Raw genomic sequence first — 14,187 nt, forward strand, 5'->3', positions numbered from 1 at the left:
TGGTGATGGTGGTGGTGTCCGTTCACGCCACGCTCCGTCCGCTCAGGAATCCGCCGCGGGCGGGTTGTTGAACCCGTCGTACGGCGTACCGAGGAAGGGGAAGTCCCGCAGGAACGGCGCGGTCACGTCGGCGGCGCTCAACCCGGGGGTCACCGCGCCGGCCGCCGCGTCCGGCTTGAACTTCTTGTCCACCAGCGGCACGGTCACCCCGGCCACCGCCCGCAGCGCGATGCTCACCACGTCGTCGACGACCCGGCGGCCGTTGGGGAACCCGGCCAGGTCCCCACCGAGCAGACCGAACTGGTTCGGCTTGCTGCTCGGCCTGATCGCCGTGTTCAACCGCAGCATGTCGGCCTGCACGTCACCGGTGAGGTTGGTGAAGCCGTCGATCAGCCCGGACGGGATGCCGGTCAGCAGGATGGCGAGCAGGTCGGCCCGGGGCTTCTTGGACTTGTTCAGCGCGTCCAGGTTGGGGAACACCCCCGGGTAGAGCACCGGCAGCAGCGCCGCCAACTCCGGCTGCTCGACGAACCGGGCGAACCGCTTGTCCTCGGTCGGCGGCAGCGTGTTCCACAGGTCCTTCTTGGACATCGGCACGATGACCTCGTTGAACAGCGGGTTGCCCAGCCGGGACACCTGGGTCCACGGGCCGACCGCCGCGTCCGCCGCGACCTTGTCGCCGAGCACCCGCACCTGCTGCCGGGAAGCGGTCGTCCACACCCCGATCGTCGAGGCCCGGTCACCCACGCCGTACCGGTTGGCCCGGCGACGAACCTTGCTCAGCGGCACCTGCACCGCGATGCTGTGCACGTTCATCCGGTCCACCGCGTTGACCGGCTCGCCCTCGGCCTTGAACAGCTTCTTGCCGGCCACGTGCAACTGCTGGAACGGCCGCAAGGTGCCCAGGTCGAAGATCGCGCCCAGGTCGACGAAGAAGCCGTCCGCACGCTGACCGGCGAACACCTTCTCCCCCGTCGACAGCTTGAACGTCGCCTGCCGGACCAGGTCGTTGTACTTGGGGATGGACAGCGGCCCGACGTTGCACGGCGGGCAGGGCAGCTTGTGCGCGAGCACGTGCTCCTTGCCGTCGGTGACCCGGGTCAGCTTGTAGAACTGCCGCCGGTTCCAGTTCTTGCTGTCCAGCGAGTCGATCGGGCCGGTGTTGTAAAGAAAACTGTTCTGGTTCGTGATCTCGGTACGGAATTCGAACCGGTAGGTCACGTCGGGATGGCCGTCACCGTCGTTGTCGATATGGATCTCGTACCGCACGTCGTCGCCGAACTCGAAGAAGTTCGGGCCGCCCGAGGGGAGCTGCAACGGCACGTAGTTGGCGATCAACGTCACCGAGTCCGGCCGGTCGGGGCTGACGAAGGCGTACAGGTCGGAACTGTCGGCGACCGGGTCCTTGCTTATTTCCGGTGCTTCGCGGTGGGACGACATGGCGGACCAACCTTTGCGGAATCTTGAGGAATCAGGGCATGACGGACCGGGCGCGGGACCTGCGCCTGGCGGTGAAGGGGAAGGAACGCGGCCGGTCGACGCCGCGCGGCGGAAGCGGACGGGTCAGGCCGCCCGCTGACAGCGGTCGGGGCGGCCCGTCCGGACGACGGACAGGTCAGCCGCGCCCGGCGGCACGGCGCAGCCGGTCGGCCAGCCCCCGGTCGCGTACCTCGATCCGGGACGAACCGACGAAGACGTCCATCGTCCCCGACCTGGCGTCCCGCAGGTGGACCACGATCGGGCCGTCCGCGCCGGCCGCCGCCGGGGAGTTCTGCGCCACCGACACACCGGTGACCGTCAGGGCCGCCGCACCCAGCGTGGCACTCGCCGCGGCGGTCAGTGTCTGCCGGCGGGTCAGTCGCGGCCAGGAACGCTTCCGCACTTCGCTCGTCATGGGGAACCTTTCCTCCGGCGGCGCGTGAGCGCGCGCGGTGTGGAGCGCGAGGTTGCCGGCGGCGGCCCTCGCCTCAACCGCCGCCGACGAACACTGGTACGGCCCGCACGCGCGAAAGGTTCGATGTCATCGCGACGGATGACCGTAAGCGGTCGTCCGTCTGCGCGCCGGCCGTCCGGCGGCGGCGGCGATCGCCCGCAACTGCTCCTCGGTACGCGCCGAACCGTTGCCCGAACCGGCCATCCGGGAGATGGTCTCCTCCATCAGGGTGCCGCCCAGGTCGTTGCAGCCACCCTGCAACATCGCCACGGTGCCCTCGTCGCCGAGCTTCACCCACGAGCACTGGATGTTGTCGATCCGGCCGTGCAGCAGCAGCCGGGACATCGCGTGCACCACCCGGTTCTCCCGCCAGGTCGGGCCGGGGCGGGCGATGCCGGCCAGGTAGATCGGGGCGTTGGTGTGCACGAACGGCAGCGCCACGAACTCGGTGAACCCGCCGGTGCGGTCCTGCACGCCGGCCAGCACCCGGAAGTGCGCCAGCCACTGGCCGGGGTGGTCGACGTGGCCGTACATCATCGTGGAGCTGGAGCGGATGCCCAGCTCGTGCGCGGTCGAGACCACCTCGACCCAGGCGGCGGCCGGCAGTTTGCCCTTGGTGAGCACCCAGCGCACGTCGTCGTCGAGGATCTCGGCGGCGGTGCCCGGGATGGTGTCCAGGCCGGCCTCGCGCAGCATCGACAGCCAGTCCCGCACCGGCACGCCCGCCTTGGCGGCGGCGGTGGCGATCTCCATCGGGGAGAACGCGTGCACGTGCATGCCGGGCACCCGGGCCTTGATCGCCCGGACGATGTCGGCGTACCCGGTCACCGGCAGTTTCGGGTCGATACCGCCCTGGAGGCAGACCTCGCCGGCACCGGCCGCCCACGCCTCCTCGGCCCGGTCGGCCACCTGCTCCACCGACAGCCGGAACGCGTCGGCGTCCCGCTCCCGCTGGGCGAACGCGCAGAACCGGCAGCCCACGTAGCAGACGTTGCTGAAGTTGATGTTGCGGTTGACCACGTAGGTGACGTCGTCGCCGACGGTGTCCCGGCGTACGTCGTCGGCGAGCCGGCACAGCTCGTCCAGGGCCGGACCGTCCGCGCCGAACAGCGCCAGCGCCGCGTCGGCGTGCCGGGGCTCCAACAACGCCGCCGGATCGTCGGCCGCCAGCCGCAGCCCCGCCCGCAGGTCACCGTCGGCACCCGCCGCCGGTCCGGCCGACGCGGCCGGGCTCACCTTGCCGGCGACCTCCGCCCAGTCACCGTAGACGCTGTCGAAGTCGCCCCGCCGGTCGTCGGTGCGCCCGGCGGTGTCGATGGTGGCGTGCAGGTCGGTCCGGCCGCCGCCGAAGACCTCCTCCGGCTCCTGCCACGGGCGGCCCACCGGCCGGGCCGCCTCGACCGCCAGCCCGGTCGTCGGATCGGCGAGCGCGCCGACGTGCGGCGACAGCCGGGGGTCCAGCCACGGGTCGCCCGCCCGCACGTACTCCGGGTAGATGGTCAGCCGTTCACGCAGGGTGAAGCCGGACTTCTCGGTCTGCCGGGCCAGCTCGTCGAGCTGCGGCCAGGGCCGTTCCGGGTTGACGTGGTCCGGGGTGAGCGGGGAGACCCCGCCCCAGTCGTCGATGCCGGCCCGCAGCAGCAGGTCGTACTCGTCCTCGATCAGGTTGGGCGGGGCCTGGAGCCGGGCCTTCGGGCCGAGCAGCAGCCGGGCCACCGCCACGGTGGCCGCCAGGTCGTGCAGCTCGGCGTCGGGCAGGCCGCCCATCGCCGTGTCCGGCTTGGCCCGGAAGTTCTGCACGATCACCTCCTGGAGGTGGCCGTACTCCCGGTGCGCGCGGCGGATCGCGAACAGCGCGTCGACCCGCTCGGCCGGGGTCTCGCCGATGCCGATCAGGATTCCGGTGGTGAACGGCACCCCCACCCGGCCGGCGTCGTCGAGCACCCGCAGCCGCACCGCCGGCTCCTTGTCGGGCGAGCCGAAGTGCGGGCCGCCCGGCTCCGACCAGAGCCGGGTGGCGGTGGTCTCCAGCATCATCCCCATGCTCGGCGCGACCGGCTTGAGCCGTTGCAGCTCCGACCAGGAGAGCACCCCCGGGTTGAGGTGCGGCAGCAGGCCGGTCTCCTCCAGCACCGCCACCGCGCAGGCCCGCAGGTAGTCCACGGTGGAGTCGTAGCCGCGCTCGTCGAGCCAGGCGCGGGCCGCCGGCCAGCGCTCCTCCGGCCGGTCACCCAGGGTGAACAGGGCCTCCTTGCAGCCCAGCGCCGCGCCCTGCCGGGCGATCGCCAGCACCTCGTCGGTCTCCAGGAAGGCCGCCGGCAGCCGGTGCGGCACCGTGGCGAAGGTGCAGTAGTGGCACCGGTCCCGGCACAGCCGGGTCAACGGAATGAAGACCTTCTTCGAGTACGTCACCACGCCGGGCCGGCCGGCGTCGCGCAGCCCGGCGTCCCGGACCTCGCCGGCGATCCGGAGCAGTTCGTCCAGTTCGGGGCCCCGGGCGGTCAGCAGCGCGGTGGCCTCGTCGACGTCGAGCGCCCGCCCGGTGGCGGCCCGGCGCAGCGCCCGACGCACAGCCGCCGGGGTCGGGCCGGAATCGGTGCGGTCAACCATCCGCCCAGCCTAGGCGCTTGCGGCGGCGATCCGGCAGGCACGCGAGCCGGGTGTGACATCTCCCCGGCGTCGCACCGGCCGGGTCGGCGGCGCGCCGCAGCGCGTCGACCGACCCGGCCGGGCGGTTCAGTGCGGGGTGTTGGGGTCGTCGCGGCGGAAGGTCTGGGTACGGTCACCGTCGGTGTCGGTCGTGCCGGTGGTCGGCTCGCCGGGCTGCCGGGGGATCGCCTGGGTCGGGTCGGCCGACGGGGGCTGCCCGAACGGCGGCCCGGCCTGCGGCGCACCGAACGGCGGAGCCGACTGCGGGGTGCCGAACGGCGGAGCAGACTGGGGAGCGCCGAACGGCGGGGCCGACTGCGGCGCGGCACCGGCCGGCGGGGCGGACTGAGGGCCGCCGAACGGCGGGGCGGACTGCGGCGGCGGGGCGAAGCCGGGCTGGCCGTACTGCCCGGCACCGGGCTGATCCGGGTAGCCGGCACCCGGGTAGCCGCCCTGCTGCTGCGGCCAGCCGGGCTGGGGCTGACCGTAGACGCCGGGCTGCGGCTTCGGCTTCGGCACGTGGTAGAGCGTGCGCCAGATCCGGTAGACCACGAAGGCGGCCACCCCGAACAGCGCGAACCAGGCGGCCCGGGTCAGCATGCCGAGCAGGGCGTCCAGCACCTCCGCCTCGGCCAGCCGGCCGACCAGCCAGATCAGGAAGGTCAACACGCCGAACAGGGCGGCGAAGGCGTACTCGCCGACGGCGATCTGGGTGAACTGCCGGGCCCGGCCGGACACCGGCGCGAGGTGGGTGACCAGCAGCACGGCCAGCAGCGGCAGCACCGTCGACTCGACGCCGACGAAGGCGAAGAACTCGCTGCCCGCCCGCCCCGAGAAGGTGCTGTAGTCCGATGTCGGCACGAGCAGCCGGACGAACCCGACGAAGAGCAGCACGGCGTTCGCGCCGAGCAGGACGAGCGCGGCGAGTTCGCGCAGGGGTGCGGTGATCTGGCGGGCCTGCGACGCGTCGTGCGACGCGGGCTCGGCGGGGCTGGTCACGAACTCTCCCTCGGGGCGAAACGGACAGAGGCCGACGTGAGCCTAGTCTCCCGGGCCGCCCGGCGGCGGGACACGTCCCGTACGGGAGGATGGACGACATGCGCATCGTGGTTCTGACCGGCGGAATCGGGGGTGCCCGATTCCTGCTCGGCGTCCGGGCGTACGCCCGCGAGGTGGGTGCCGAGGTGACCGCCGTGGTCAACGTCGGCGACGACCTCTACCTGCACAGCCTCAAGGTCTGCCCCGATCTGGACAGCGTCCTCTACACCCTCGGCGGGGGCGCCGACCCGGAACGCGGGTGGGGACGGGTCGGCGAGAGCTGGACGATCAGGCAGGAACTGGCGGCGTACGGGGCCGAGCCGAGCTGGTTCAACCTCGGTGACAAGGACGTCGCCACCCACCTGGTGCGCACCACCATGATCAACGCCGGCTATCCGCTGTCGCAGGTCACCGAGGCGCTGGCCGCCCGCTGGCAGCCCGGCGTACGGCTGCTGCCGGCCACCGACGACCGGCTGGAGACGCACGCGGTGGTCGACTTGGACGGCGAGCGGCGGGCCATCCACTTCCAGGAGTGGTGGGTCCGGTACCGGGCGGGCGTGCCCACCGACCGGTTCGTCTTCGTCGGCGCGGACACCGCCAAGCCGGCCCCCGGGGTGGCCGAGGCGCTGGCCGCCGCCGACGTGGTGCTGGTCGCGCCGAGCAACCCGGTGGTGAGCATCGCCCCGGTGCTGGCGGTGCCCGGCCTGCGCGACGCGGTCGCCACCGGGCCCGCCCGGGTCGTCGGGGTGTCCCCGATCATCGGCGGCGCACCGGTGCGCGGGATGGCCGACAGGTGCCTGGAGGTGCTCGACGTCGAGTGCAGCGCGGCCGGGGTGGGCCGGCTCTACGGCGGGCGCAGCGAGGGTGGCCTGCTCGACGGCTGGCTGGTCGCGCCGGAGGACGACGGGGTGGCGGTGCCCGGGGTGACCGTCCGCGCGGTCCCGCTGCGGATGACCGACGAGGCGGCGACCACGGCGATGGTCCGGGCCGCGATGGAGCTGGTGTGAGACTGGAGATCCTGCCGGTGCCCGGCATCGGCGACGTGACCGAGGGCGACGACCTGGCGGTGCTGATCGGCACCGCCGCGCCGTGGCTGCGCGACGGCGACGTGCTGGTGGTCACCAGCAAGATCGTGTCGAAGGCGGAGGGCCGGCTGGTGGACGTGCCGGCCGACGGGCCGGAACGGCTCGCCGCCCGGGACGAGGTGCTCGCCGCCGAGACCGCCCGGGTGGTGGCGACCCGGGGGGCGACCCGGATCGTGCAGACCCACCACGGCTTCGTGATGGCCTCCGCCGGGATCGACGCCTCGAACGTCGACAAGACCCGGCTGGTGCTGCTCCCGGTCGACCCCGACGCGTCCGCGCGGGCGCTGCGCGCCGCCCTGCGGGACCGCTACCGGATCGACGTCGCGGTGATCATCAGCGACACGATGGGCCGGCCCTGGCGCAACGGGCTGACCGACGTGGCGCTCGGGGTGGCCGGGATGGCCGCGATCCGCGACCACCGGGGTGAGGTCGACCCGTACGGCAACGAGCTGCAACTGACCCAGATGGCCGTGGTCGACGAACTGGCCGGCGCGGGCGAACTGATCAAGGGCAAGTGCGACCAGGTGCCGGTGGCGGTGGTCCGCGGCTACCTGCCCGCACCGTCCCCGTCCACCGACGGCACCGGACCGGCGGCGACCCGCCCGGCCGAGGACGGCGTCGGCGCGGCGGCTCTGGTCCGGGAGAGCGACCTGGACCTGTTCTCCCTCGGCACCGCCGAGGCGACGGCGGCCGGCCTGCGGGCCGCCGCGACCCTCGCCGACGGACCCGGCGCGACGCCCGCCGACCCCGCCGCCGTCGACCGGGCCATCGCCGCCGTGGCGACGGTGGTCGCCCCCGGCACCACCTTCACGCACGTCACCGACGACGAGGTACGCGACGGTCTCGCGGCGACCGTCGACGGCTGGCCGGCCGGGGCCACCGGACTGGTGCTCGGCGCGGCACCCACCCCGGTCGACCAGCCCGACCTGGTGCGCTTCGGCGCCGACCTGTACCGGCTGCGGATCGCGCTGGCCGCCGAGGGCGTCCCGTCCACCCTGCTGCCACCGCCGACGGGCAGCATCGCGAGCGCCTGCCTGGCCCTGTGACCGGCCGGGCCGACCTGTCGGGGCGGCCACCCCGACGGCCGGGCCGGCGGCCGATGGCCCGACGGTGATCGACACGCGATCGCGGAAGTTGCGGTATCCGCTCCACGGGATACCGCAACCTCGACACCATTGCCCCGCCCGCCCGCCGGCCGGCGGGGTCAGGCGTCGAGCACGGCCCGGCCGAGGGGGGTCAGGGTGTGCAGGACCGTGTTGCGGTCCCGGCGGCTGACCAGCAGGCCGGCGTTGCGCAGCACGGCGGTGTGCTGGCTGGCCGCGGCGGCCGAGATGTGCAGCCGGCGGGCCACCTCGCCGGTGGTCGCGCCGTCGTCGCTGACTTCGAGCACCGCCGCCCGGGTGCGGCCGAGCAGCGCCGCCAGCGCCTCCCGGCCGCCCTCCCCGGCGGGCCGGCCGCCCTCCCCCGGTGACGGGTCCAACCCGCCGAGCCGGTCGGCCGGGTAGACCAGCACCGGCGGGAGCGCCGGGTCGAGCAACGCGACCGGGGTACGCGCGCAGAAGAACGACGGCACCAGCAGCAGTCCCCGACCGTCCAGGTGCAACTCCCGCCGGTTCGGATAGTCCAGGACCTGGAGCACGCCGGAGTCCCAGCGCATGCCCGGCCGCAGGCTCGCCAGCAGCCCCTCCGCGCCACCGTCGAGCAGCGCCCGGGCCCGTACCGCGCGGTCGGCCTCCACGGCGGCCCTGATCCGCCCCCAGTACGGGTCGATCGCCACCGACCGGTACTGCGTCATCGACTCGGTCAGGTGGCGCAGCACCTCCGGCTCACCCCGGGCCAGCGCGGCGGCCGACGACGGCAGCGGGTTCGCCCCCGCCAGCAGGGTCAGGTCCCGGCGCAGCAGCTCCGTCGGGGTGGACCGGACAGCGTCCAGGCCCGCCTCGAAACCGTCGAGGCTCTGGTAGGGGGTGAGGAAGTCGGGGAAGTAGCCCCGAGGCGGGTTCAGCGCGAACAGCAGCCGGAACTGGTCGGCGGCGGTGTCCCGGCGCAGCCCTGCGGCGACCCCCTGACGCCAGCGCGCCATCAGCGGATCGCGGGTCCGCCCCTGCAGCAGGTGCAGGCTGAGGACCAGCTCCCACACCGGGTCGGCGGCGGGGGCGACCCGGGTCCGGAGGATGTCCTCGCGGGAGAAGTGGATGGTCAGCATGGAGCGCTCCTGGGGCGGGGCAGGGGGAGGCCCGCCGACCCACTGAACTGTACCGGGCGGCACTTATCTCCACTTTTAAGCGTGGGCTGAAAGACCTCGACGCCCGTCCCGCCGGTTGGCATGCTCCTACTGCCCGGTACGACACGCGGGGTTCTTCCCGCTGCCGGTCGGGCGGGCCGGGGCCCACGAAAGGTGACGCCCGGGAGGCACCACGAGGGTCTGCGGCCCTGGTTCCGCAGAGGTGTCACCCGGGCCTCACCGCCCCTGTGGTGGGTGGGGTCAGCCGATCCAGAGCGCCACCCGGTGGTCCTCGTCGGTGACGTAGAAGCTGCGTCCGTCCATCTCGGCCACCCCCTCGACGTGCCGGAATGGTGCCAGCTCCGCCACCACCTCGCCGGCGATCCGACCGTCGTCGGCCGGCTCCCACCGGAACCTGACGTGCCGCGAGGTGACCTCGCCGCCCGTGGGGTGGTCGTCCAGCAGCACCGATCCCTTGCCCAGCGCGTCGATCGAGCCGACCACCGCCGCGTACCCGCCGTCGGCGGTCGGGGTGACCGCGCGGAAGCCGACCAGCGCGCCGGGCGGGGTCACCCCGGTCAGCACGTACGCCCGGCCGGCGCGCGGCCAGCCGCCGCCCGGGGTGAACATCTCCGGCACCCCGGCCAACTCGACCAGGACCGGTTCCCCGTCCACGGTCACCGGGAAGCGCAGCCCCAGCAGCACCGTCCCCTCCGGGGTGAACGCCGCCGCCTCCACGTTCAGCGGCAGGTCGTCGTCGGCGAGCCGACGTACCCAGGACTTGGCCCGCGCGGTGCCCCGGGACACCGTCTCGCCGATGAACCGCTGGCGCACCCGCTCCCCCGGCGGCAACGGGGTGAACGCCGCCTTCACCAGCGCGTCGTTGACCGCCCGGTGCACCCGGAACCGGTTGCGGACCACCTGCACCGGCAGCGTCCCGGTGGCCGCGTCGTCCTCCCGGAAGCGGGCCACGAACGCCCGGCGGGGGCGCAGCGGGCCGGCCTTGGACCCGAAGTGCGACCCGAAGACGTACACCCAGCCGTCGTGCGCGGCGAGCGCCTCGCCGTCCTCGGTGCGGCCGTTCTCCACCCCGGCGTCGGCCCGCACGTGGTGGGCGACCCACTCGCCGTCGGTACGCTCCAGCAGCAGGGCCAGGCAGTGTTCCACCGGCCCCTCGTCGAGCACCGTCCAGAAACCACGTACGGCGTCGTGCGCCCGCAGCAGGGACCGGGAGTGGACCGGCAACAGGTCACTGGCCTCGTTGCCGGCGACCACGAACTCCAGAAGTCTCAGGTTCACCGCGCCAGGGTACGGAGCGCGCGCTCGTAGAGTGTCGGAATGCCCGACGCCTTCCCCACCCCACCCCCGGCCGCCGCGACCACCCCACCCTACCCCGCCGGGCCGGACGCTGCCGGCGGGAACGCGACGCTGCACGCGGACGCGGTGGCGGTGCTGACCGGCTGGACGCCGGCCGGGCCGGCCGCCGCCGGGGCCCGGGACCGCACCCTCGACCTGCTCGCCGACGGCCCGGTCGCGCTGACCCGCCACCACCTGCCGGGTCACCTCACCGCGAGCGCGCTGATCCTCGACGCCGCCGGGGAACGGGTGCTGCTCTGCCTGCACGGGAAGCTGCACCGTTGGGTGCAGTTGGGCGGGCACTGCGAACCTGGTGACGCGACGCTGGCCGGGGCGGCGCTGCGCGAGGCCACCGAGGAGTCCGGCATTCCCGGGCTGGTCATCGACCCCGTACCGATCGACGTGGACATCCACCCGGTGCGCTGCCAGGGCGGCTCGCTGCACCACGACGTCCGGTTCGCGGTCTTCGCCCCGCCGGGCGCGGTCGAACAGGTCAGCGACGAGTCGGAGGCGCTCGGTTGGTTCCCGACCGACCGGCTGCCGGAGCCGCTCGCCGGGGGCACCGCCAAGCTCGTCGCGCCGGCCCTGGCCGTGCACGCCCGCCGGCCCCGCTGACCGCGCCGCGACCCCCGCCCGGGTGCCGACCCGCCCGGCGGTCGGCGCGGGCCGCCGCCGGACGGGGTCAGGCCGTGCGGTGGTTCAGATCAGTCCGTCCTCGCCCCGGGCCTTCAGCTCGTCGACCAGGGCCTTGACGTCCTGCGCCCGGTCACGCGGGCACACCAGCACCGCGTCGGGGGTGTCCACCACGATCAGGTCGCGGACCCCGACGGCGGCCACCAACCGACCCGACTGCGGCACCACCACCAGGTCGTGGGCGTCGTGCAGCAGCACCCCCGGCTTGGCGTCGGCCCCCAGCACCACGTTGCCGTCCGGGTCGGCCGGCAGCACCTCGCCGAGGGTGTGGAAGTCGCCGACGTCGTTCCAGCCGAAGTCGCCCGGTACGGTGGCGACCCGGCCGGCGGTGGCCGCGCCCTCCATCACCGCGTAGTCGACGGAGATCTTCGGCAGCGTCGGCCAGACCGTGCCGAGGACGTCGTCCTGCTCGGGGCCGCCCCAGGCCGCGGCGATCGCGGTCACCCCGGCGTGCAGGTCCGGCTGCTGGCGGGCCAGCTCGGCGAGGAAGACGTCCACCCGCCAGACGAACATGCTGGCGTTCCAGAGGTGCCGACCCGAACGCAGGTACGCCTCGGCGACCGGCGCGGCCGGCTTCTCCTTGAACTCGGTCACCGGGCGCAGCGGGCCGTCACCGGTCGGCTCCCCGGTCTCCAGGTAGCCGTAGCCGGTCTCGGCCCGGGTCGGGGTGATCCCCACCGTCATCAGCAGACCCTGCTCGGCCCCCTGGACCGCCGCCCGGACGGTCCGCACCCAGGCCGCCGGGTCCCGGATCAGGTGGTCGGCGGCGAACGAACCCATCACCGCCGACGCGTCGCGCCGGGCGATCACCGCCGACGCCAGCGCGATCGCCGCGCAGGAGTCCCGGGGGGACGGCTCCACCAGGATGTTCTCCTCGGGCACCCCGCGCAGTTGCCGGGCCACCGCCGCCGCGTGGGCGACGCCGGTGACCACCAGGACACGCTCCGGTGTGGTCAGCGGCGTCAGCCGGTCGACGGTCGCCTGGAGCAGCGACGCGTCGGTGCCGGTGAGCGGGTGGAGGAACTTGGGGTGCCCCGCGCGGGACAGCGGCCACAACCTCGTGCCGCTGCCACCCGCCGGGATGACGGCGTAGAGCATCAGCACATCATGCCCGAACCGCCCCAGGTCGGATGGCGGCTCGGCCGTACCGTCAGCGACCACTCAGGAACGGGCCCGGCTCCACGCGGCGATGTGCACCTCGGCACTGGACGCCCAGGTGAACTCCTTGGCCCGGTCGAAACCGGCCTTGGCCAGCGACGACCGGCGCTGCTCGTCGTCGAGCAGGGCGGCCAGGTCGGTGGCGATCTGGTCCGGGTCCTCGCTGGTGTAGGCGACCGCGTCGCCGCCCACCTCGGGCAGCGAGAGCCGGGGGGTGGTGAGCACCGGCGCGGCGCAGGCCATCGCCTCCAGGATCGGCAGGCCGAACCCCTCACCGTACGACGGGTAGGCGGCGACCAGCGCGCCGCCGAGGAAGCCGGGCAGGTCGGCGTAGCGCAGGTAGCCGGGGCGCAGCAGCCGCAGGTGCGACGGGACCTCGGCCACCGCGCGGTCGATGTCGTCGTCGTGCCCCTGACCACCGGCGACCACCAGGGCCGGCGGGTCCTTCCGGTCGGCCACCGCCCGTGCCCAACCCCGGATCAGGTTGGGTACGTTCTTGCGCGGCTCCTTCGCCCCGAGGAAGGCGACGTAGCTGCTGCCGCCGAGCCCGAGCCGGGCCCGTACCCGTGCCTTCTCCTCCTCGCCCGGAGCGTGGAAGGCCTGCTGGTCGACCCCGTGGTAGGCCACGTCGATCCGGGTCGGGTCGGCGTCGAGCAGCCGGATCAGCTCGTCGCGGGTGGCCTTGCTCGGCACGATCACCCGGCTGGCCCGGCGCAGCGACGTCTTGATCGCGCTGCGGAAGAACGTCCGGCGGGACTTGTCGTAGTGCTCCGGCTCGGTGAAGAACGTCGCGTCGTGCACGGTCACCGTGACCGGGCAGCCGGCCCGCAGCGGGCAGGTGTAGAACGGCGAGTGCAGCACCTCGGCACCGACCTGCTGGGCGAGCAGCGGCAGGCCGGTCTGCTCCCAGGCGAGCCGGGCCGGGCGGTGGGCGACGGCGGCCGGGGCCGGGATCACCTCGGCCTTGGGCAGCATCCGGGTGTAGCGCTCCAGGTCGGTGCGGAGGCTCACCACGACCAGGTCGACCGTCTGACCGCACACTTTGCCCAGGGCGCCGAGCAGGCCATCGACGTATCTACCGACGCCGCCTCGGTCGGCGGGGACACTCGTGGCGTCGATGAGCACGCGGGGCGGGCGACCGGCGGTCACGGGGCGACTCCTTGCAGTGGCGGGTCTGTGGGGAACAACACTCCGGGCAAGCCTACGCCGGAGCGCGGCACGGACGCTGACTCCGACCCGACCGTACGCCGACTTGTCATCGCCATCGAATACGGACGGCAGGGGCGTATCGTTCGCGCCGATGGCCGACAACATTGCCCGGGTGTTCGCCGCCGCGATCGCGGCCGACCCCGCCCGCCCCCTGCTGACCTGGTACGACGACGCCACCGGCGAACGCACCGAACTCTCCGGCGCGACCCTGGCGAACTGGGTGGCCAAGACCGCCAACCTGCTCGTCGACGAGCTGGCGCTGAGCCCCGGCGACCCGGCCGGGGTGCTGCTGCCGCCGCACTGGCAGACCGCTGCGGTGCTGCTCGGCTGCTGGTCCGCCGGGTTGACGGTGCGTGACGAGCCGGGTGCCGTGGACGTGCTCTTCATCGCCGCCGACCGGGTTGCCGAGGCAGACGCCTGGCCGGCCGGCGACCGCTACGCCCTGGCCCTCGCCCCGTTCGCCGCACCGCTGCGCGAGGTCCCCGCCGGGTACGCCGACTACGTGGTCGAGGTACGCACCCAGGGTGACCACTTCACCCCGTCCGGCCAGGGTGGCCCCACCGACGCGGCCCTGCTGGCCGAGGCGGACGCCCGCGCGACGGCCCTCGGTATCTCCCCCGGCGACCGGCTGCTGGTCGACGCGGCGGTCCACCCCGACCCGCGCGACTGGCTGCTCGCCCCGCTGCTGCGGGGGGCGACGGTCGTGCTGACCGGCAACGCCGACCGGTCCCGCCTCGCCAGCCGCGCCGACACCGAACGCACCACCCACACCCTGACCTGACCCCCGCCCCACCGCGCGGCCTGGCCCGGTGATCAAGAGGTTTGCGTCAGGGATAGCGGGT

The 14,187-nt window shown here is 73.9% G+C and carries 12 protein-coding genes; 4 read left to right on the forward strand and 8 right to left on the reverse strand.

The window, feature by feature from the left end; genetic code table 11:
- Window positions 1–42 precede the first annotated feature (42 nt).
- The 4 genes from ACN265_RS26665 to ACN265_RS26680 all read right to left on the reverse strand — a co-directional run bounded on the left by ACN265_RS26665 (window position 43) and on the right by ACN265_RS26680 (window position 5,581).
- Complete coding sequence (locus ACN265_RS26665) at window positions 43–1,440, reverse strand: DUF4331 domain-containing protein (RefSeq protein WP_204928254.1); 1,398 nt, start codon at window positions 1,438–1,440, stop codon at window positions 43–45.
- A 175-nt stretch (window positions 1,441–1,615) separates the two neighbouring features.
- Entirely contained in the window at window positions 1,616–1,894 is a 279-nt protein-coding gene (locus ACN265_RS26670) for a hypothetical protein (RefSeq protein WP_088642933.1), read from the reverse strand.
- Between the two features lie 126 nt (window positions 1,895–2,020).
- On the reverse strand, window positions 2,021–4,543 hold the full coding sequence (locus ACN265_RS26675) for a bifunctional FO biosynthesis protein CofGH (protein ID WP_421410354.1): 2,523 nt from the start codon (window positions 4,541–4,543) through the stop codon (window positions 2,021–2,023).
- Between the two features lie 126 nt (window positions 4,544–4,669).
- Window positions 4,670–5,581, reverse strand: coding sequence for a hypothetical protein (locus ACN265_RS26680; RefSeq protein WP_421410356.1), 912 nt, complete (start codon window positions 5,579–5,581; stop codon window positions 4,670–4,672).
- Between the two features lie 98 nt (window positions 5,582–5,679).
- On the opposite strand from ACN265_RS26680, the gene cofD reads away from it, so the two are divergent.
- A complete protein-coding gene (cofD, locus tag ACN265_RS26685; RefSeq protein WP_363793503.1) occupies window positions 5,680–6,627 on the forward strand; it encodes a 2-phospho-L-lactate transferase in 948 nt (315 codons plus the stop codon).
- A complete protein-coding gene (locus tag ACN265_RS26690) occupies window positions 6,624–7,751 on the forward strand; it encodes a coenzyme F420-0:L-glutamate ligase (protein WP_421410358.1) in 1,128 nt (375 codons plus the stop codon). Before cofD ends, ACN265_RS26690 begins: the two co-directional genes overlap by 4 nt.
- Window positions 7,752–7,909: 158 nt before the next feature.
- On the opposite strand, the gene ACN265_RS26695 is transcribed toward ACN265_RS26690, so the two are convergent.
- Complete coding sequence (locus ACN265_RS26695; protein ID WP_204928259.1) at window positions 7,910–8,911, reverse strand: ArsR/SmtB family transcription factor; 1,002 nt, start codon at window positions 8,909–8,911, stop codon at window positions 7,910–7,912.
- Between the two features lie 279 nt (window positions 8,912–9,190).
- Window positions 9,191–10,228: a hypothetical protein gene (locus ACN265_RS26700; protein WP_420117957.1), complete on the reverse strand. Its 1,038-nt coding sequence runs from the start codon at window positions 10,226–10,228 to the stop codon at window positions 9,191–9,193.
- A gap of 39 nt (window positions 10,229–10,267) precedes the next feature.
- Here ACN265_RS26700 and ACN265_RS26705 point away from each other — a divergent pair, with 39 nt between their 5' ends.
- The gene (locus ACN265_RS26705; RefSeq protein ID WP_421410360.1) at window positions 10,268–10,900 is read left to right on the forward strand and encodes an NUDIX hydrolase; all 633 of its coding nucleotides are present in this window, start codon (window positions 10,268–10,270) and stop codon (window positions 10,898–10,900) included.
- Between the two features lie 84 nt (window positions 10,901–10,984).
- Here the strand turns inward: ACN265_RS26705 and ACN265_RS26710 are convergent, their stop codons facing one another.
- Both ACN265_RS26710 and ACN265_RS26715 read right to left on the reverse strand, forming a co-directional pair.
- Complete coding sequence (locus ACN265_RS26710; protein WP_421410362.1) at window positions 10,985–12,076, reverse strand: mannose-1-phosphate guanylyltransferase; 1,092 nt, start codon at window positions 12,074–12,076, stop codon at window positions 10,985–10,987.
- A gap of 63 nt (window positions 12,077–12,139) precedes the next feature.
- Complete coding sequence (locus ACN265_RS26715; RefSeq protein ID WP_421410364.1) at window positions 12,140–13,285, reverse strand: glycosyltransferase family 4 protein; 1,146 nt, start codon at window positions 13,283–13,285, stop codon at window positions 12,140–12,142.
- A 151-nt stretch (window positions 13,286–13,436) separates the two neighbouring features.
- Here ACN265_RS26715 and ACN265_RS26720 point away from each other — a divergent pair, with 151 nt between their 5' ends.
- Entirely contained in the window at window positions 13,437–14,126 is a 690-nt protein-coding gene (locus tag ACN265_RS26720; RefSeq protein ID WP_421410366.1) for a TIGR03089 family protein, read from the forward strand.
- The last annotated feature ends 61 nt before the right edge of the window (window positions 14,127–14,187 follow it).

The sequence above is a fragment of the Micromonospora sp. WMMD730 genome (genome assembly GCF_049178955.1).
Lineage (GTDB): Bacteria > Actinomycetota > Actinomycetes > Mycobacteriales > Micromonosporaceae > Micromonospora > Micromonospora wenchangensis.